This is a genomic window from Sphingobacterium lactis, from assembly GCF_011046555.1.
GTDB lineage: Bacteria > Bacteroidota > Bacteroidia > Sphingobacteriales > Sphingobacteriaceae > Sphingobacterium > Sphingobacterium lactis.
In genome coordinates this window covers 1,380,401-1,401,150 of record NZ_CP049246.1, presented here as the reverse complement: position 1 = coordinate 1,401,150, position 20,750 = coordinate 1,380,401, and the positions used below count along the sequence as shown (strand labels likewise).

Annotated in this window: 19 protein-coding genes; 8 read left to right on the top strand and 11 right to left on the bottom strand. The window is 42.5% G+C overall.

Going from position 1 to position 20,750, the window contains the following annotated elements; all coding sequences use genetic code 11:
• Positions 1 to 417 carry a hypothetical protein gene (locus G6N79_RS06170; RefSeq protein WP_103906798.1) on the bottom strand — a complete coding sequence of 139 codons (417 nt, stop codon included), beginning with the start codon at positions 415 to 417 and terminating at the stop codon, positions 1 to 3.
• A 266-nt stretch (positions 418 to 683) separates the two neighbouring features.
• Complete coding sequence (locus G6N79_RS06165; protein ID WP_103906797.1) at positions 684 to 887, bottom strand: hypothetical protein; 204 nt, start codon at positions 885 to 887, stop codon at positions 684 to 686.
• Positions 888 to 1,114: 227 nt separating this feature from the next.
• On the opposite strand from G6N79_RS06165, the gene nth reads away from it, so the two are divergent.
• Positions 1,115 to 1,750: an endonuclease III gene (nth, locus tag G6N79_RS06160; protein WP_103906796.1), complete on the top strand. Its 636-nt coding sequence runs from the start codon at positions 1,115 to 1,117 to the stop codon at positions 1,748 to 1,750.
• Between the two features lie 167 nt (positions 1,751 to 1,917).
• A complete protein-coding gene (gene recA, locus G6N79_RS06155) occupies positions 1,918 to 2,943 on the top strand; it encodes a recombinase RecA (protein ID WP_103906795.1) in 1,026 nt (341 codons plus the stop codon).
• Positions 2,944 to 3,018: 75 nt separating this feature from the next.
• On the opposite strand, the gene G6N79_RS06150 is transcribed toward recA, so the two are convergent.
• The gene (locus G6N79_RS06150) at positions 3,019 to 3,717 is read right to left on the bottom strand and encodes an ABC transporter ATP-binding protein (protein ID WP_103906794.1); all 699 of its coding nucleotides are present in this window, start codon (positions 3,715 to 3,717) and stop codon (positions 3,019 to 3,021) included.
• A gap of 18 nt (positions 3,718 to 3,735) precedes the next feature.
• Positions 3,736 to 5,217, bottom strand: a complete 1,482-nt coding sequence (locus G6N79_RS06145; RefSeq protein ID WP_146060638.1) for a DUF5687 family protein — start codon at positions 5,215 to 5,217, stop codon at positions 3,736 to 3,738.
• Positions 5,218 to 5,400: 183 nt separating this feature from the next.
• Here G6N79_RS06145 and G6N79_RS06140 point away from each other — a divergent pair, with 183 nt between their 5' ends.
• Entirely contained in the window at positions 5,401 to 5,829 is a 429-nt protein-coding gene (locus G6N79_RS06140; RefSeq protein ID WP_146060637.1) for a hypothetical protein, read from the top strand.
• A gap of 24 nt (positions 5,830 to 5,853) precedes the next feature.
• Here the strand turns inward: G6N79_RS06140 and G6N79_RS06135 are convergent, their stop codons facing one another.
• From G6N79_RS06135 to G6N79_RS06115, 5 genes are all read right to left on the bottom strand, one after another.
• On the bottom strand, positions 5,854 to 9,624 hold the full coding sequence (locus G6N79_RS06135; RefSeq protein ID WP_103906791.1) for an ATP-binding protein: 3,771 nt from the start codon (positions 9,622 to 9,624) through the stop codon (positions 5,854 to 5,856).
• An 84-nt stretch (positions 9,625 to 9,708) separates the two neighbouring features.
• Positions 9,709 to 10,485: a succinate dehydrogenase/fumarate reductase iron-sulfur subunit gene (locus tag G6N79_RS06130; protein ID WP_103906790.1), complete on the bottom strand. Its 777-nt coding sequence runs from the start codon at positions 10,483 to 10,485 to the stop codon at positions 9,709 to 9,711.
• Positions 10,486 to 10,526: 41 nt separating this feature from the next.
• On the bottom strand, positions 10,527 to 12,461 hold the full coding sequence (locus G6N79_RS06125) for a fumarate reductase/succinate dehydrogenase flavoprotein subunit (RefSeq protein WP_103906789.1): 1,935 nt from the start codon (positions 12,459 to 12,461) through the stop codon (positions 10,527 to 10,529).
• A 49-nt stretch (positions 12,462 to 12,510) separates the two neighbouring features.
• The gene (locus tag G6N79_RS06120; RefSeq protein WP_103906788.1) at positions 12,511 to 13,290 is read right to left on the bottom strand and encodes a succinate dehydrogenase cytochrome b subunit; all 780 of its coding nucleotides are present in this window, start codon (positions 13,288 to 13,290) and stop codon (positions 12,511 to 12,513) included.
• 167 nt (positions 13,291 to 13,457) lie between these two features.
• Positions 13,458 to 14,045, bottom strand: coding sequence for a porin family protein (locus G6N79_RS06115; protein WP_103906787.1), 588 nt, complete (start codon positions 14,043 to 14,045; stop codon positions 13,458 to 13,460).
• A 70-nt stretch (positions 14,046 to 14,115) separates the two neighbouring features.
• Between G6N79_RS06115 and G6N79_RS06110 the strand changes: the two genes are divergently transcribed.
• The 5 genes from G6N79_RS06110 (at position 14,116) to pruA (ending at position 18,262) form a co-directional block, all read left to right on the top strand.
• Entirely contained in the window at positions 14,116 to 14,331 is a 216-nt protein-coding gene (locus G6N79_RS06110) for a hypothetical protein (RefSeq protein ID WP_103906786.1), read from the top strand.
• Between the two features lie 2 nt (positions 14,332 to 14,333).
• Positions 14,334 to 14,675: a tRNA-binding protein gene (locus G6N79_RS06105; RefSeq protein ID WP_103906785.1), complete on the top strand. Its 342-nt coding sequence runs from the start codon at positions 14,334 to 14,336 to the stop codon at positions 14,673 to 14,675.
• A complete protein-coding gene (locus G6N79_RS06100; RefSeq protein WP_103906784.1) occupies positions 14,675 to 15,151 on the top strand; it encodes a nucleoside deaminase in 477 nt (158 codons plus the stop codon). Before G6N79_RS06105 ends, G6N79_RS06100 begins: the two co-directional genes overlap by 1 nt.
• Before the next feature lie 92 nt (positions 15,152 to 15,243).
• On the top strand, positions 15,244 to 15,855 hold the full coding sequence (locus tag G6N79_RS06095; RefSeq protein ID WP_103906783.1) for a superoxide dismutase: 612 nt from the start codon (positions 15,244 to 15,246) through the stop codon (positions 15,853 to 15,855).
• 772 nt (positions 15,856 to 16,627) lie between these two features.
• On the top strand, positions 16,628 to 18,262 hold the full coding sequence (gene pruA / locus G6N79_RS06090; RefSeq protein ID WP_103906782.1) for an L-glutamate gamma-semialdehyde dehydrogenase: 1,635 nt from the start codon (positions 16,628 to 16,630) through the stop codon (positions 18,260 to 18,262).
• A 195-nt stretch (positions 18,263 to 18,457) separates the two neighbouring features.
• Here pruA and G6N79_RS06085 read toward each other — a convergent pair whose 3' ends face one another.
• The gene (locus tag G6N79_RS06085) at positions 18,458 to 19,399 is read right to left on the bottom strand and encodes a hypothetical protein (protein WP_103906781.1); all 942 of its coding nucleotides are present in this window, start codon (positions 19,397 to 19,399) and stop codon (positions 18,458 to 18,460) included.
• Between the two features lie 108 nt (positions 19,400 to 19,507).
• Entirely contained in the window at positions 19,508 to 20,659 is a 1,152-nt protein-coding gene (gmd, locus tag G6N79_RS06080) for a GDP-mannose 4,6-dehydratase (protein ID WP_103906780.1), read from the bottom strand.
• Positions 20,660 to 20,750: the final 91 nt, after the last annotated feature.

Genomic DNA, 20,750 nt, shown 5'->3' with positions numbered 1-20,750 from the left:
TCAATAGGCTCCATCATAGATTGTCTGGTCGTAGAAGGAAATCGTAAGCACCTCAGGGATATTGATGACAACATCAGTTTCTAGGTCGGAAATTGCTTTAATTTTTGCATCTAAAATGAATTTGGCATATGTATGTAAATAATGTTCTTTGAATTCAAGCTGTTTATCATCGTTTCTAATACCGCTAATTGCCGGTATGATCCGTAAATAATTTGAAACTGAAGGAATGGGAAATTCCTTTACCCAACCAATATAGAACTTATCTGATTTTAGCGATATTAATATTAACTTTCTTTCCTTTACGGAACGGGAAACCAAGAGCTCAAACTCATTTCCGATCCGTTTGATTGCCCAATATACCTGCTCTTCTTTATTGGTGAATAAATTACTCGCATAGGTACACAGAATGCTCAGCATAAAACAAAAAAACACTGTACCTGAATATGCGGTAGACCTAAATGGATTAAGTTGATTAATGTAAGATTTAAGGAAAGGATCAATGACATAATCATAGACAAAGGTTTTTAGGAGAAAACCGACAGTCAAAATCAAAACAGCAAAAATTACGGTTTCAAACAATAAACTTTGTCTATCTAATCTTTGCTGCTGATATTTAAAATAATACGACCGCGTTAGAATGAAATATCCCGATGCAAGCGGAAGAATCAGTATACTGAAACTCATTATAAACCCGCACGTCTCTTTTTGCGTTCATCGATTTCACGGATCATGGGAGAATTCAGGAGCTTCTCAATGGTATGGATCACTTCCGTTTGCCTAAGGAGATCTTCGGTTCGGATGGATATCTTACCTTCTGAACTTACATGAATGTAGTTGGGTTCTGCTACTGAATTTTTCTTGAAGAGATTGGAAATGAAGCAAAGCATGATAAGTACTGAAATTTGTAAACGAACAATATATAAATAAATTTAACTTGTTAAACAGAATGGACTATCGCCCTACCATTAACTACCACTAAGTTATTAAATCACTTCTGAATTTACAAACACAATTTTCTTTTTATTTAATTTTAATGTTTTTTAGTTACATTTAATATGTGCTTCACATAAAACTCCAATCGTCATATTCTACCATACAATCCGTATCTTTGGCTATGCTTATAAAAGATCGTTACAAGGCTTTTGTTGCTTACTTTTCCACGCACAATCCCGATGCGGAAACGGAATTAAATTATGGGAATCCCTATGAGTTGCTCGTTGCAGTTATCCTTTCGGCTCAATGCACGGACAAGCGTATCAACCAAGTGACGCCGGCACTATTTGCGCGCTTTCCAGAACCGGAATCGCTGGCCGCCAGTACGCCCGATGAAGTATTCACGTATATCCGTTCTGTAAGTTATCCGAATAATAAAGCAAAGCATTTGGTAGGCATGGCCAAAATGCTGGTTGAGGACTTCAACAGCGAGGTGCCCGAACAGGTTGCGGACCTGGTGAAGCTGCCAGGAGTAGGCAGAAAAACAGCGAATGTCATCTCATCGGTAGTCTACCACAATCCGGCTATGGCTGTGGATACCCATGTCTTCCGTGTTGCCAACCGACTGGGCCTGACCAATCGAGCAACAACACCCCTAGCGGCAGAAAAACAATTGGTTAAGTACCTGCCAAAGGATACCATTGCGATGGCGCACCATTGGCTGATCCTACACGGTCGATACATCTGCGTAGCCAGGAATCCGAAATGCGAAATCTGCCCGATTACCTACTTTTGTAAGTATTTCGAGAAAAACTAAAAGGCCAAACTCGTGGAAAAAAATAACGATTAAATAACACAGGAAAATAAAATCTAAACCGAAAACCATTAATTTTAAAGAAGTTAAAATATAAAACTAATTTTTTTAGCATTATATTTGCATACTTGAATTATATAATTTATTTTTGACAACATTATACTAAAAATATGAGCAACTCAGACAAATTAAAAGCGTTACAGCTTACTTTAGATAAATTAGAAAAGAGCTACGGTAAAGGAACCATCATGAAGCTAGGTGATTCAGCTGTTGAACCTATCGAAGCGATTTCTACGGGTTCATTGGGTTTGGATATTGCGTTGGGAATTGGCGGGGTGCCTAAAGGCCGTATTATTGAGATTTATGGTCCTGAATCCTCAGGTAAAACAACCTTAGCGACGCATATCGTTGCTGAAGCTCAGAAAAAAGGTGGTATTGCTGCCATTATCGATGCGGAGCATGCCTTTGATAAATATTATGCCCAGAAATTAGGCGTAGATGTGGAGAACCTACTGATCTCCCAACCGGACAACGGTGAGCAAGCTCTTGAGATTGCCGACAACTTGATTCGCTCCGGTGCGATTGATGTCATCGTGATCGACTCGGTGGCTGCATTGGTGCCTAAAGGCGAGATCGAAGGCGAAATGGGTGAATCCAAAATGGGTCTTCAGGCGCGCTTAATGTCCCAGGCCTTGCGTAAATTGACAGGTACCATCGCAAAAACAAACTGTTGTTGTATCTTCATCAACCAATTGCGCGAGAAAATTGGGGTGATGTTCGGTAATCCAGAAACAACAACCGGTGGTAATGCGCTGAAATTCTATGCTTCCGTACGTTTGGATATCCGCCGTACCTCCCAGATCAAAGACTCAGACGAGGTATCTGGTAACCGCGTAAAAGTGAAAATCGTGAAGAACAAAGTAGCTCCTCCATTCCGCATCGCTGAATTTGACATTATGTTTGGTGAAGGTATTTCCAAAGTAGGTGAAATCATTGACCTAGGGGTTGAGTACGGGATTGTTAAGAAATCCGGATCTTGGTTCAGCTACGGAGACACCAAACTCGGTCAGGGTCGTGATGCCGTAAAAGCACTCTTGTTGGATAATCCGGACTTAATGGACGAATTGGAAACCAAGATCAGAGCAGAAGTAACAGGTCAGGATTTGGATCAAGCTGCTATCAAAGAAGAAGAATAGAAATCGACATATCTATCTGATAAGGGCAACTCGTACGAGTTGCCTTTTTTAGTTCTTAAAGCATTCGATAATTACCTAATCTTGCTGGAAATACGCATTCAATTCAACAAGCGTTTCCTCATTTTTCTCGATATCCTTAATGATTTCCCCTTTGTCCAGGGCAATAATCCTGTCCGAAATCTCCACCGTATGCGACAGATCGTGACTGGAGATCAACAGAGTTACTTCCCTTTCCGCCCGCAATGCATTGATCAGACCACGCAACCGGAATTGCGTACTGGGATCCAGATTGGCAAAGGGTTCATCCAAGATGATCAGCTCCGGATTGCCGATCAGAGCACCGATGATACCTACTTTCTTCTGGTTTCCTTTGGATAAGTCCCGGATATAGGCACGCTTACCGATTACTTCACCATTAAAGAAATCTTCATATTTGGCCAAAGTCACATCCACATCCTGCTTGTTCAACCCGCGGAGTTCGCCTAGGAAATAAAAGTATTCCTCCGGTTTCAGGTATCCAATTAAAAAACTGTCATCTAAAAATGAACTCGTGAAGCCCTTCCATTCATCATGCCCCATGACCAAAATATCCTTCAGGTAAATTGCTCCCTGGTCTGGTAGTATAAGGTCGAGCATCAGGCTGAATAAGGTAGTCTTTCCTGCCCCGTTATTCCCGACAAGACCTATGCTTTCCCCCTTACTAATTTTCAAATGCGGAATATCCAAGACTTTCACTTGGTTATAACTTTTGACTAGATTCTTTATCTCGATCATGTTCTGCTATCCAATATGTTAATTATTTACTTCTTTAAAACCCGTCAGCATCTTATATTTTTTGTTGGCGTATTTTTCACTGATCCACGATAAAATGCGACTTCGAAAGATTAGCCCGACAATACCAATTAGCATTAATATGGCATTCGCCACATGTAGATTCCAAATAACCTTGGGAATTGCCCAAAATATGATAGGCGGAACCAGGAGTGGAAATCCGACCAACCATTGTGCTGCACCTATCCCCTGCGAATTAAACCAATTCCCATTATCCAGATCGATACGTTTCCTATTCTTTGTGCCAAAATAGAGAATGACCGGTACATTGATCCCGATATTGTAGACGGCACATGCTAAATTGGTCTCCACGATGTTCCAACCATAGTAGATATAGGGCGTGCTGAGCACAAACAGAATAGCAACGGATATGTACATCAGTATGACCTTCGACTCAAGGTATTGTTTAAAGGATATATCTTGCGTCATCAACATGGGATAATAGCTGCTGTCCCAAGAGGGTATGAACTGTCCGAAGTTCATCAGAAATATACCAGTCATAAAAATACCTGCAAATACATACATTGAACTATCAGCATACTTATTGTCGGTGTAGAACATCAGGCCGTACGCTAAAAAGATTATTCCTATGACCGTAGCGTGTCTGGGACGTTTATTCCGCCAGATCAAGCGCAAATCCAGCTGTAAAAATGGAGAGATACCGCCAAAGCGATCGGTCCAACTGAGGTCAACATCCTTTTCAGCCATATTCTTGGTCTTTATAAAAGAATCCAGATAAAACCTGTTTCGAATATCCTTGAATAGAAGATAGTAGCACAGAACAGCTAAAATCACCGGAACAACAAGCAATACCGGGTTTTCCAGCACCACATCATAGCAGGCACCGAAATATGAAGCAAAGGAGAATATTTTAAAATAATCCAATGCATAACAGATGAGACCAAAAACCAGAATAGGCAATAATTTTTTGATGCCATCATCCGATTTATTTTGGACCAGGAGGTTGGTAAAGTTCAGGGCATATTCCGTAAACAGTATCGCTAACAGCCAAGGCAGCAATTGCCCATAACTCATGCCAGTGGAATGATGAACCACTATGGTAAATGGGATCAGGCATACCACCAACAAAAGGTTAAAAAAGGCATACAGCGTTTTGGCCAGCGTATAATGCACGATCGTAGATCGGGGAATGTTATGGATCAGCAAAGGCTTTATGTTCAACAGAGGAAGTTTCTGAAGCATCATTCTAAACAAGAAACTACACACGAACCAATACAGGAAATGGCGGTTTAATGCCATTAAAGGTTCCTCATTCGGAAAGTTCTCCTCCAAAAGCGCATACAAGCCAAGACCTAAGCTGAAAAAGACAAATAAGAAGTATATTGCCAAGAACCCCATGAGCAACTTGATGGCAAGCCCACTCCCAAAACTTGATGACCTGAAAAATGATTTCCACTCTAATACCAACAATCTTGTAAACATAAGGCACGCAAAACTAGTAAATAGGAACTGTCAAGAATATAATCGGTGCGATTTCAGGTCAAAAGCTGTTGCACCCTAGCAATCACATCCTTAAAATAGGAATTATAGTTCAGATATTTGCGAAAATCCGAAGTGATTAACTATATATTTGTGCTTAATCAGTAAAAATTAGTTTATAACGGCATGAGAAGATTCACTTTATTTTCAGCAGTTTTCATTTTCTTGTCTTCATGTAACTTGAACACTTCGGAGAGGGACATCTTGGTGGAGATGTATGGAAGTGAGCAGGATGGCCAGGGCTGCAATCTGGTAGCTGGGTACCTGTGGAGCAATATGCACCATGCATGCATACCGATCCTGAAAGATGGCATCACGTTAAAACCAAAGACCGTGAACGAAGTAAATCAAGGATTTCCTGCTTTCATTCTTTTCAACAAGGACAAATCTGTAGCGGAGCTTTTTCTGCCCAACAAAAAGAACACGAGCATATACCTGAATGTGTCAGAAGGCAGCTTGTACCTGTATGAAAACTACATGTACGATGACCTCCAGTCCAAACTGTACATTGATAATTTCGAAGTATATGCTTTCGATCCGAAAGCGGAAAAATAGCAGTAGCCAACAAACCGTCTGCGGTTAGCTTCGTTCTCCTTCCAAATCACCATCCTTATAGAGCGGTAGGATAATCGTAAAAGTCGTTCCGATGCCTTCAAAAGTGACAAAGGAAATATCACCTTTCATGGATTCCACAGTCTTCTTTACAAAGGCCAAGCCTAATCCTGTTCCTGAACTCTTTGTCGTGAAATTCGGCTGGAAGATCTTTGGAATCACATCCGATGGAATTCCCATACCATTGTCCTTCACGATGATCTTGACATGATCTACGTCTTGATATTCCACCAGAATGCTAATCAGATGTTTCTTGCGACCAATGGACGCTTCAATGGAGTTCTTGATCAAGTTATTGAAACTGCGCAACAGTTGATCCTTATCCCCCAAAACAAATACCTTTTCCTGATCAGTATTATTGATGATCTTGATGTAGGTGTTGTGGTTGTTATGGTATACGTTTGCCGACTTATTGATCTTCTCAATGATATTGATCTTCGCCAGATTTGTATCCGGCAACTTAGCAAAGTTGGAGAATTCTGTAGCAATCCGGGAAAGGCTGTTGATCTGTTCGATAAACGAATTGGAAATCTTGAAAAAACGCTCCTCAAAACGCGGATCATTTTCCGTATAACTGCGTGTCAGTTGCTGGATACCCAATTTCATTGGTGTGAGTGGATTCTTGATCTCATGTGCCACCTGTCTGGCCATCTCCCGCCAAGCATATTCACGCTCCGCATTCATGAGCTGCTTGGCATTTTCCTCCAACTTGACGATCATGAAGTTATATTCCTTCACCAGGGCGCCAATCTCATCATCCTTCTCCCAATAAAGCGGCTCATTCGGCTTATTGCTGAAAATGGTCTGTGATAATTTCTTCCCAATCAAGTTCAAAGGCTTGGTAATCGAATTCGCTACCAAGATCGATAGAAACCCTAGGCCCAGGATAATGATGGTATAAATATTCAATAAGGTATTCAGGAGCAAGTTCTGATTCGCATTCTCCTCCTCCAGAGAGGTGAAGTATGGAATATTCAGGAACAGCATATTGCTGTAATCGTTGTTCTTGATTGTCGCAAAACTGGACCCAAACTCAAAGAAAACGATGCGCTCTTTTAAGAAGGTCTCTGACTTCTTTAGAACGTTCAGGTTGTTAAAGGCTACCGGGTTGATATACTTGGACACCAAACGCATTTCATAAATCTTATTTTGCGAGGAGTGGATCAACTTTCCATTCTTATTGTACAGATTGAAATCGGTTACAGAAGACTCGGATAAGAGCTTAACGATTTCTTGAATCTGCGATTCTGCAGGCGTATTGGCATCTTGCAGGTTACCTTCAATTTTCTTCACCACATCCAGGATATAACTTAAGCGCTGTTGCACCTTGGATTTTTCCAATTGTCCGGAGATCGATATAAAGGTAATCAAACCCGATATGAGAATTGCAAAGATCACGATACCAATGATCATGGTCTGGATCCGGGTACTGTATTGAATCCGGTTGATGATCAGTTTGAAGTGATAACGCAAGCTGCGCAGGTTAAAGGCCTTCTGGGTTATGGTACTGACCACGTACTTGATGCCATCGAACAGCATGAAATAGATATACAAGCACAGGAACAGAAAGGAGAATACCGCGACGGATTGCCACAGACTCAACTGCGGCGTACTCACCACCAAAGTGGTATGGGCATCCGGTTTATAGATCACATTAAAGAAGCCATTGTAGTCTTCCATGGTTGTGTACTCCTGCACCTTCCCGCCGAATACCTCATCCTTATTTGGATAAGTAAATGATCCGTTCTGCGTCACCAACATACCGTCCCGGTAAAGCGCATAGGAGGATGAATTGTTCTGGTAACTGCGCATGAATTCCACCTTGTTATCAGTCAGGATCTCCGGATAGGGCAAGGTCGTGCCAAAAGCTCGATTCTTCAGGTTGATGAAAACCTGAACAACATTTTCATCATTCTCGTCACTCACCGGGATATCAAACTGCATAAAATATTCATGCGTTCCCAAATCACTGCTCAAGCGATAGAAATGATCCGTCTGCTGCACCTTCGTGGATTTATTGATTACCTTCTCCCGGTATTCATCAATCTTATTGGCATTATAAGGTCCCAATGGTTGATCGTTGTAGTAGAAGAACGAATTGAACTCAAACATCGACAAATACCCACTGAAGTAATTCGTCTTGATATAATCGGTGATAATCGAGGTGTTGGTAGTCGGTAAACTGATCGCAAACAACTGTTTTAGGTTTTCATCGTTCACCAGTTTCTTCTCCAGATCAACAAAGAGGGCTGTGGCATTTAGGTCATCTTCTGATTCCAGTTGGTTCAGGGTCACCTTCATCTCCCGCTCTACCTTTTCTTTCAGACTGCGCATGTACACAGAGGTCGTCATAAAGGAAAGGAAGATCAAGGTCAGGATAAAGGTCGACATCGATAAATTCACACGCACCTTGCTGTATGCCCGAAGCATGATGACCGCTGCGAGGAATATGTTGAAAAAAGTATTCTCACCAATAACGATCGCGTTCAGGATAATTGCAGTAACCAAGGCAATCAACTGAATATTCAGGAAAGAGGTGGTATTGGGCAGAATAGCTTTTAAGGTATTCACGACCGTATCGATAAAATAGAGCAGGATCACCATATTGATACAGATGATCAAAATATTGAACCAGCTATAGGAATTAAAGGACAGCAGGTTGGTCAGGTCCAACGTCACCGATGTACTGTTGGTGATCAATGTGGACAGGTGGTAAAATAGTAGGTTACTGACCAGATAGACACTCAGGATAACCAGCAGGGAAAATATAGGTGTCAACTGGTCGGGTAGCTTTTTCAAAGGGACCTTCAGGTAAGGTTGAATTGCCCGAATGTAGAAAACGAACCAACCGACGAACAGCGTGGTCATAAAGAAAGCCCAAAGATTCGGCAATACCGGGCTGTAGGCATAATATTTCGGATCGAACAGCCCTAAACTTGAGGTAGAGGCCAACCAATTCGTATTGAGATCTACATAGCGCGTAAGCACCAAGATGAGTCCGAAGAAGAAAACTGAAAACCAAGGTCTCCCCTGTTTGGCCAACATCAAGCAGATGTTGTTCACCAGGATAATGAAACAGATGGAAGCAAAAATCCAGCAGACAAACTGGATATCCATAAAGATATTGTCATGCTTTCCCGGATTCAGCTTCACGGAGAAGAGATAGGCTCCTGTTTTGCTGTAGATATTCTTGATGTTTTCTGTATCTGTATAATCGGCTATCGTCAAGTTATTGGTCTTGATCAAGCGCCTGGAGAAAATATTCTGGAGGTAATCGTTATTGATGCCGAAATGGGTGCGGACAGGAATCAACGCAATAACGGAAATGGATTCCGTCAGGTTCTTACGCTTTAGGATAAAGGAACGGTTGTCATCCCGTATAAAGGACACATCGGATTGCAAACCGCTATCCGTCTCTGGAACGTAATTGTTATTCCCCCAGAATATGGGTTTATGATCCTTATAGATATAGAAATAGATGCGATCCTTAGCAACAACTTTCTCGGTAAACTCCAGCACTTGGGTTGGATAAACATCCACATTCACAAAGGCCTTCATCAAGGCAGAATCGGCGAAAAGGTCATCGACCTTTTCTTCATATTTATGAATGTTGGTGGAGAGTGTCCTGGTATCCAATTCCAACATATCATCTTCCGTGATCATATTATTGATCATAATGGCGGTAGCCAAGAAGGATACAGTTAGGATTAGTAGGAGGATTCTAAGTTTATTACCCATTTACTGGTGATTATTGAGGGTAAATATAAATAAAAAACTCCTCGCAACTAATTTTGCGAGGAGTTTTATACCGAAAAAGTACCCTTAGTGTTGGTGTACGTCTTCTTGACGGAAGAATTTCGCCGTGAAGTACTCGCGGTTCATTCTTGCAATATTCGTTAATTTAATGCCTTTAGGACATTCGGCTTCACAAGCACCTGTATTGGTACAGTTACCGAATCCTTCAGCATCCATCTGGTCAACCATTGCTTGCGCACGCTCGTAACGCTCTGTTTGCCCTTGTGGCAATAAAGCGAACTGAGAGATCTTCGCCGATACGAACAACATCGCAGAAGCATTCTTACATGCGGCAACACAAGCACCACAACCGATACAGGTAGCCGACTCGAAAGCCTCATCAGCAACACGTTTAGGGATCAAGATGTTGTTGGCATCCTGTGCACCACCGGTATTGATATTCACATAACCACCAGCTTGCTGGATACGATCGAAAGATGTTCTGTCCACAGCCAAATCCTTCAATACCGGAAAAGCTGCAGCGCGCCAAGGTTCGATCACGATTGTTTGTCCATCGTGGAAAGAACGCATGTGCAATTGACATGTTGTAATGCCGTATTTAGGACCATGCGGACGTCCATTGATTACCAACGAACACATACCACAGATACCTTCGCGACAGTCATGGTCAAAATAGATTGGATCTTCGCCCTTACGTGTAAGGTCCTCATTTACCACGTCCAACATTTCCAAAAAGGACATATCATCGGCGATATCTTTCGCTTGAAGAGTTACGAATTGACCCTTGTCGTTTGTATTTTTTTGACGCCAAACCTTTAGCGTTAAATTCAAATGTCCACTCATAATAATACTATTGAGTAACAATAGGCTTTGCAGCCTATTGCTTATTTATAACTTCTTTGTGTTAACTTCACGTTTTCGAATACCAACTCCTCTTTGTGCAAGACTTCAGGTTGGTCATCGCCTTTATATTCCCAAGCTGCAACATAAGCGTAGTGCTCGTCATCACGTTTTGCCTCGCCTTCTTCAGTTTGCGATTCCAAACGGAAGTGACCACCACAGGATTCATTACGCTCCAAGGCATCAACAACCATCAGCTCGCCCAACTCCAAGAAGTCAGCAACACGACCTGCTTTTTCCAAGGACATATTCAGCTCTTCATTCTCACCCAACACACATACGTCGGACCAGAATTCCTTGCGCAACTCCTGGATTAAGCCTTTCGCTTTCGTCAAACCTTCTGCTGTACGCGCCATACCACAGTATTCCCACATGATGTGTCCTAATTTCTTATGGATATCATCAACAGTCTTGCTACCTTTTAGGGACAACAATTTGTTCACGCGTGCTTCAACCTCTTGACGAGTTTGCTCAAACGCCGGATTGTTCTTATCAACTGGTTTAAAGTTTCCGATTTTCGCTAAGTAGTCACCTACAGTGTAAGGAATAACAAAGTATCCGTCGGAAAGACCTTGCATCAAAGCTGACGCACCAAGACGGTTCGCACCGTGATCGGAGAAGTTCGCCTCACCTAAACAGTATAAACCTGGTACCGTGGTCATCAAGTTGTAGTCAACCCATACACCACCCATAGTATAGTGAACCGCAGGATAGATACGCATTGGTTGCTCATATGGGTTCTCATCCGTAATCTGATAGTACATATCGAACAAGTTACCATATTTCGCTTCGACAACATCCTTGCCCAAACGTTGGATCGCTTCAGCGAAGTCCAAGAATACCGCAACTCCGGATTTACCAACACCGCGGCCTTCGTCAACCATTTCCTTTGCGTTACGTGAAGCCACGTCACGAGGAACCAAGTTACCGAATGAAGGGTATTTACGCTCCAAGAAGTAATCGCGATCATCCTCTTTGATATCTTTAGGCTTGATTTCTCCTTTACGAAGTTTCTCAGCCATTTCAACCGATTTCGGAACCCATACACGTCCGTCGTTACGCAACGACTCGGACATCAAGGTCAATTTCGACTGGTGATCACCTGTTACCGGGATACAAGTCGGGTGGATCTGCGTATAACAAGGGTTCGCAAAGAAAGCACCGCGTTTGTGCGCTCTCCAAGCTGCCGTTACGTTACAGCCCATTGCATTTGTAGACAAGAAAAACACGTTTCCGTATCCACCAGTACACAACAATACCGCGTGACCTTCGTGGGATTCGATCTTACCGGTAACCAAGTCGCGGGTAATGATACCACGTGCTTCACCATCGATCTTCACCAAATCCAACATCTCGTGACGGGTATAGGATTGTACTTTTCCTTTTTCGATCTGACGGTTTAGGGCAGAGTATGCACCCAATAGCAATTGCTGTCCCGTTTGACCACGTGCATAGAACGTACGGGATACCTGTGCACCACCGAATGAACGGTTATCCAACAGACCGCCGTATTCGCGAGCGAAAGGAACACCTTGCGCCACACATTGGTCAATGATGTTTACCGAGACTTCAGCTAAACGGTATACGTTTGCCTCACGCGCACGGTAGTCACCACCTTTGATCGTATCGTAGAATAGACGGAATACAGAGTCACCGTCATTCTGGTAATCTTTCGCCGCATTGATACCCCCTTGTGCCGCAATAGAGTGTGCACGTCTTGGAGAATCCTGGTAGCAGAAGGTCTTTACATTGTAACCCAACTCTGCCAATGCTGCAGCAGCTGAAGCTCCAGCCAATCCTGTACCAACAACGATAATGGTAAACTTACGCTTGTTGGCTGGGTTAACCAGCTTCATTTCAAATTTATGTTTCGCCCATTTTTCGGCCAGTGGGCCTGCAGGAACTTTTGAATCTAACATATTCTTTCTTTATTTAGAAGATCGCGCTTCCGCGAAATCTGTAAATAACCTATTTAACAAAATAAAAATACAACGGCATCGCAGCGAATAGGATCGGAACGATGATACCGAATACCCAAACACCGATCGCTTGGATAATTCCATTGTAACGTCTGTGGTTGAAACCTACCGTCTGGAACGCCGACTTGAAACCATGGATCAAGTGGAACGATAGCGCAGCCATCCCCAGTACGTAAAGACCTACCAAGAACGGATTCTGGAAAGTTACAGCAACTTGTTTGTATAAGTCCTTAGACTTCACAAGCTCAACACCTGAATCTTCTGTCCGCAAATAACCAATATAGTCCGCAGGCACATCATCCAACTGGGTGATCTCCTGATTACCTGTTGCGATCTCCGTGCGGTACTCCACATATGGCGTAGTACCAAATTTGTATTGGTACCAGAAATTCTGCATGTGCGTAACAATGAAGATTAACAGGACCGTACCTAAAATCCCCATGTTGCGGGAATTCCATGCACTGTTGGATTTACCATCATATTGGTTGTATCCGATAGGACGTGCAGCCTTATTCTTAAGGGTTAAGATTAAAGCGTAAACCGCGTGAATGATAATGGAAGCGTAAAGTAAGTAGGAAACTACTTTGATTGGGGTGAAGTGGGTCATGAAATAAGCGTAATTGTTGAACGCATACCCCGCATCATCTTTGAATAGTTGTAAGTTACCAATCAAGTGAACGATTAAGAATGTACATAAGAACAATCCTGTCAAGCTCATGATTAGTTTCTTCCCTAGTGAAGATGTTAATACTGGCTTTGATTTACTCATTATTACTATGAATTTAAATTAAGTACGCAAATCTATCTATTTGGTGACACAAAAATGAGATTTATATACAAAAAAGGACTAATTTAGAATGGTTCTAATTATTTAAAACAAAGTAGGCCTGATTTTTATCAAATCAGGCCTAAAATTAGTTTAACGGATATTATTGCCTACAAGAATGCGTAGCCAACACCGATGGACCACATGGAAATTCGTTGGCTTCCTCTATCGCCACCTTCCGTGCTCAATTTATTCAAGCCGTGCTCATAACGAAGGTCTACCGTGAACTTGCTGATATCAGCGCCAATACCGCCGATAAGCCCTGTGGATGATTTCTTATAGCTTTCTTTATCCAATGCCGATCCGAAAGTTACCTTTCCATCCTGTGCAAAGGAAAATACAGGTCCTGCCTGGATACGGAACCCTACTGGGCCGATGCCGATCTTGGTACCCAAAAGAATAGGTAAATCTAAACTTTTGAAGGTCGCTTCGCCATTCCCCTCGTCCGATTCATAACCGGCTTTCTTCTGCGTGTAGTACAACTCCGGTTGCACGTGGAAGCCTGCCGCCCCTACACGACCCCAAATACCTGCTTGGAAGCCTGTTTTTGTATCAGAATTTAACCATTTTCCATCTGCGCGTAAGCTAGAAAAGTTCAATGCACCTTTTACACCAAGCTTTAAACTCGGCAACAATTGTGCTTGTGATGCCTGAATGCATAAAAATAAGGCAGCTAATCCAAGTAAGATTTTTTTCATGTCAAAAATTTATATATTTACTGTTTCCAAACACTAAAATAGAAGTTTTTACCGAATAAGCGTAAGCAATATGTATAATTTTAAGATCCAAGACCAAGATTGGCCTATCCTAAAACTGAAGTTGAAACGGAAATATAACAGCCTTTCCGAAGAAGATTTGCAGTTTTCAGCAGGTCAAGAGGATGTCCTTTTGCAGCGTTTGGCCAAACGCCTGAACCGTAACATTGACTATGTCGTATTCACGCTATCCAAGGAACTTGCAGACTTGGATTCCAACAGATTGTAAGGATGGAGAAGTTGCTTTCGTGGGCTGAATTTGAAGCTGTTGACCTCCGGGTGGGCACCATCTTGGCAGCCGAGGATTTTCCCAAAGCGAAGAACCCAGCGTACCAACTGCGTATCGACTTTGGTGAAGAAATAGGAATCCTGAAATCATCGGCCCAGATCACCGCCCATTACAGCAAAGCGGAGCTGATCGGCAAGCAGGTGGTCGCCGTCGTCAATTTCCCCAAAAAACAGATTGCTAATTTTATGTCCGAATGCTTGGTGACAGGATTTGCCGATGAAAACGGCGACATTATCCTGACGAGCGTGGACAAAGCCGTACCCAATGGTGCGAAACTGAAATAATGAAAGTATATAATTTCGAAGATAACCATCCCCTATCCGGTGCTAACCTGGACGAACAATACATGCGGGAAGCGCTGAAACTTGCCCAACGTGCCTTTGAGGAGGACGAGATTCCTATTGGAGCTATTATTGTATCCAACGGCAAGATCATTGGCAAAGGTTATAACCTTACGGAGCGGCTGAATGATGTCACGGCACATGCCGAGATGCAGGCTTTTACCGCAGCCGCCAATTTCCTGGGTGGCAAATACCTGCGGGATTGCACCCTCTATGTCACCATCGAACCCTGCGTGATGTGCGCTGGAGCCAGCTATTGGACCCAAATCCCGCGTATCGTCTATGGCGCTCGGGACGAAAAAAGAGGGTACTCCAGCATCCACGATAAAATCATCCACCCGAAGACCACGATCGTCGGCGGTGTCCTGGAATCGGAGTGTGCAGCACTGATGATGTCTTTTTTCCGCAATAAAAGATAAGTTATCCACAATCGCGACCGTAACCGAAACAAAAACGGCCTTTATTTGTTATATTCGTATATTGATAATTAATAAAAATAAAACATATTATTATGGCATTTGAACTAGAAGCGTTGCCTTACGCAACTGACGCATTAGAACCTCATATTGACAAAGAAACCATGGAAATCCACCATGACCGTCACCACAAAGCTTATGTAGATAACTTGAACAAAGCGATCGCTGGTACGGATGCAGAAAACCTTTCTTTGGATGAAATCGTAAAAAACATCAGCAAATACCCTGCAGCGGTACGCAACAATGCAGGTGGTGATTGGAACCACAGATTATTCTGGACAGTATTGGGTCCGAACGCAGGTGGTGAGCCTACAGGTGCACTAGCTGATGATATCAATGCTACTTTCGGTTCATTCGATGAATTGAAGAAAAAATTGCAGGAAGCAGGTGCGACACGTTTCGGATCAGGATGGTCTTGGTTAATCGTTGGTAAAGACGGTAAATTGGCCGTAACATCTACGCCAAACCAAGATAACCCTTTAATGGACGTAGCGGAAGTACAAGGAACGCCAATCTTCGGTATCGACGTTTGGGAGCATGCTTACTACTTGAAATTCCAAAACAAACGCCCAGCCTACTTAGAAGAAATCTTCAACGTAGTAAATTGGGACGAAGTAGCAAAACGTTACTCAGAAGCTAAAGGATAGTCCTTTATCATATCTTAACGAGAATGGAAGGTGCCCACTTAATGGGCACCTTCTTTTTTTTATAAAATTCAAAAAAGAATTGACCAAAACCCATTTAAATACCTTATATTTAAGGAATTACAATCAACCGAACGCATTTTACCCACATCGTATTGATTTTATAAGATCGATACATATCCCTTTTATATATTAGGAATATAACAAGCTTAACACGCTGTCAAGGAATGATATTTTCATCAATCCGGATTATTCCTTATGGCTTTTCCAATCTCAAAATAATAAAAAACAGGCCTGAATGGGACTGAGCGACGTTTGGACCTTGTTCGAGGTGAATCCGAGGTGTAAACGTGGTGAGAGCGTGTCTATAGACACGCTCTCACCTCGCTCTCAGTACGCTCTCACCACGCTCGCATGTCGGACAAGGTACCCCGAAAATTTCAAACATTTCAGTGCGTATTACACGGCGGACACTATGAAAAAAAGGGTTTACATCTATTTGAACCGTAACCGAAATGGAAGCATGAAAAGAATATAAAGGTGACATAAACCGATTCTGCCAAAATAAAACAGAATTGGCTATTATACTTGTCATATATATGCAAAAAGAACAAAATAGGTTAACAATAAGCAGGTATATGTTTCACAGAAAATAACTATTATGCGTAACTTCGGGGTGTAATTTTCCTACACTGTATCCTGTCCAACAGCATGGTTACGGTTATTGGGAAATTGATGTTTATCATTTAAAAAAATTAAATAAAACAATAGCATTATGTTAAAAGGATTTTTTAACGTTCCGACGCCAACCAATGAGCCGGTGTATTCATATGCACCAGGAACAAAAGAAAGAACTTTATTGAAAGAAGCGATTGCAGCAGCAAGAGCGACTGAATTGGATATCCCCATGTACATTGGTGGAGAAGAAGTTCGCAGCAGCAAGAAAGTAAAAATCACACCTCCGCATGATCACCAACATGTATTGGGTTATTATAATCAAGGAACGAAGCAAGATGTTACCAATGCGATCAATGCCGCTTTAGCAGCAAAGAATGACTGGGAAAACTTGCCTTGGGAACAACGCGCCGCTATCTTCTTGAAAGCTGCCGAATTGATTTCTACAAAATACCGTTACAAGTTGAACGCGGCGACCATGTTGGGTCAATCCAAGAACCCATACCAAGCGGAAATCGACTCTGCTTGTGAGATCGCTGACTTCTTACGTTTCAACGTGAAGTACATGACGGAGATCTATCAGCAACAACCGCCGATCAGTCCGAAGAATGTATGGAACAGAGTGGAGCAACGCCCACTTGAAGGTTTCGTATTTGCTTTGACACCATTCAACTTTACGGCTATCGCAGGTAACTTACCAACAAGTGCGGCCATGATGGGGAATGTGGTTGTTTGGAAACCAGCAAATACGCAGATTTACTCCGCGAATGTCTTGATGCAAATCTTCAGAGAAGCTGGTGTACCTGATGGCGTGATCAACTTGGTATACGTATCTGGTCCAGATGCTGGAGATGTAATCTTCAAGCACCCAGATTTTGCAGGTATTCACTTCACAGGTTCCACTGGCGTATTCCAGAACATCTGGAAAACAATTGGTGAAAACATCCACTTGTACAAAACATATCCTCGTATCGTTGGGGAAACAGGCGGTAAGGACTTTATTCTTTCGCACCCTTCAGCGGATCTTGATGTGTTGAACACTGCTTTGGTTCGTGGTGCTTTTGAATTCCAAGGACAGAAATGTTCTGCAGCGTCCCGTGCATATGTACCGAAATCCCTTTGGAACGATTTGAAGAGCGCAATGGAGCGTGACATCAAAACGTTCAAGATCGGTGGTACGGAAGACTTCAGCAACTTCATCAATGCGGTGATCGATGAGAAAGCATTCGATAAGATCACCAGCTACATCGATAGAGCGAAAGATTCCAAAGATGCGGAAGTGATCATTGGCGGGGAGTACGACAAGTCAAAAGGATACTTTATCCACCCGACTGTGATCTTAGCCAAAAAAGCAGATTACGAAACCATGAGCGAAGAATTGTTCGGTCCGGTATTGACTGTGTATGTATATGATGACAACAAATGGGAAGAGACTTTAAAAGTTGTGGATGAAACTTCCATCTATGCTTTGACAGGATCCATTATCGCTCAAGACCGTTATGCAATCGAAGAGGCTACACATGCGCTTAGAAATGCAGCAGGTAACTTCTACATCAACGATAAATGTACCGGTGCAGTCGTAGGCCAACAACCATTCGGTGGAGCCCGCGGTTCAGGTACAAACGATAAGGCTGGTTCAATGATCAACTTATTGCGTTGGGTATCTCCAAGAACAATTAAAGAAACTTTCAACCCGGATACCAACTACCGTTATCCGTTCTTATTGGAAGACTAATTCGACAATAATACCAAGAAAACGCCGCTGATCTCGATCAGTGGCGTTTTTTTATGCCTTATTCATTTTGAGATCAAGCATAGTTGCTATGCATATCCTGATTGCCCAGCGCGAGAAAAATCCTGAAACTTGAGTGCAAAAAAAAGACCGATTGCATAACAAACGGTCCTTTAAGAATTTCGTATAAATGATTGCTTATTTCAGTACCAATGAAGCTCTACCCATAATGGAATTGTCAGCATACAACAGCACCGTATAAGCTCCTTTTTGGAATTTATGGTCATTGTCCGCCCACATCATCTGATATTCCTGCCCATTGTTGGTGAAGTTGATTTCCTCCTTGAAGGTATACTGCAACTTTTCGCCATGTACATAGAATAAATCTTCAGAATAGGCGATTAGATTACCTTTTGGATTGATGATGCGCACAAAGATGTCCTTTTTGCCCATTTCAGCAAGTGGATTATCCGCAACTGTAAAATCAATCTGTAATTTATCGATGCGTTTCGCTTTGGTTTCGTTCTCTAATGAACCATTTTTCTTCTCCTCTACCCCGATCAAATGGATATTGGAAACTTTAATGGACGATGCTTTCACGATCTTGTCCGTCAAGACTTGTTTTTCAGCCTGTACGGCATTCACTTTGCCTTCGGAATCTTTGACCTGCTGTACCAATTGGCTGTTAGCTTCGGCCAACATCTGGTTCTTGATCCGAAGTGCCGTCACATCATCCTTCATGGTGGATACTTTCCCTTTCAAAGCCAAGACTTCCTGACGTGCCGATTCCATCTGTCCATCAGTAAGCCCCTTATTCTCCAGGTTGCGGCGCAATTCTTCTATTTTCTGGCGAGCGGATTGCTCTGCAGCGACCAAAGCAGCCGTGCTGCTGATGCCTTCTGCCTTAATATTATCCAGTTCAGCTTCTATACGATCAATCTCTATCTGTAAATTCTCTTTCTGAAGGGTTACGGTATATAACTTCTCTCCGGATGATTTGTATTTAACGTAAAAATAGATATTTGTTGCTAAGAGGGCTGCTATCGCTAATATGAAAAAATAGATCTTCGAATTGTCCCGTTTTACGACCGGTTCTTGTGAAGAGACTGTTTTTTCGGTATGTTTTACTTCTGTTTTCATTTCCCATTTTCTCCTTGAAAATCGCCTGCGCAATCGCCCAGAACAATTTCAAAACGAATTCTTAATATTTAATTAACTTTCGGGAGCAAATATTGTTCCAAGTTGCTGTTATTCAAAATAATTTAAGATATCAAAACCACCTTCCTTCAGGTATTCCTCCCGCTGCATCAGCTTTAAATCAGACAATACCATTTCGTTGACCAACATTTCAAGGTTATATTTCGGTATCCAGCCCAATTTGGAATTGGCCTTGGTCGGATCGCCTATTAACAGATCCACCTCTGTTGGGCGGTAATATGCAGGATCAACCTTAACTACGGTTTGTCCTAATTTTATTTTCTCTGGATCCAGCCCTAATGCTTTCAAGCGCTCGTCATCACGGTCGATGATTACTCCTTTTTCGGCTTCTCCTTTCCCGGAAAACTCAATCTCTACACCTAGCTCGGCAAAACTCATGCGCACAAAATCACGAACGGTGGTCGTCACACCGGTTGCAATGACGAAATCCTCTGGCTTTTCCTGTTGTAGGATCAACCACATGGCTTCAACGTAATCTTTCGCATGGCCCCAATCGCGCTGCGCAGATAGGTTTCCTAAATAAAGTTTATCCTGAAGTCCCAAGGCAATCTTCGCTGCAGCGCGCGTAATCTTGCGCGTTACGAAGGTTTCACCACGCACAGGGCTTTCATGGTTGAAAAGAATCCCATTGCAGGCATACATGTTATAGGCCTCCCGATAGTTCACGGTAATCCAATAAGCGTATAATTTTGCCACCGCATACGGGCTGCGCGGATAGAATGGGGTTGTTTCACTCTGCGGCACCGCTTGCACCAGACCATAAAGCTCCGAGGTGGAAGCTTGATAGATGCGTGTTTTATCCGTCAATCCCAACAAACGGACAGCCTCCAAGATCCGGAGCGTTCCGATACCATCGGCATTGGCTGTGTATTCTGGTGTATCAAAGCTAACCTTAACATGCGATTGTGCCGCCAGGTTATAGATTTCCTGTGGTTGGATTTCCTGAATGATACGAATGAGGTTGGTCGAATCGGTCAGATCACCATAGTGCAAAACAAAATTGCGGCCCAATTGGTGCGGGTCCTGGTACAAGTGATCGATACGATCGGTATTGAAAAGGGAACTTCTTCTTTTAAGGCCGTGAACGATATAACCTTTTTTCAACAAAAATTCGGCTAAATAGGCACCATCTTGCCCCGTGATTCCGGTAATCAGTGCAACCTTTTGACTTTCTTGACTCATTCTAATTGTTATAACGCAACAAATATAGCTATTTACAGTAAACGATTGATAAAAAAACAAAGGCCACGAGAATACCCGTGGCCTTTAGTCA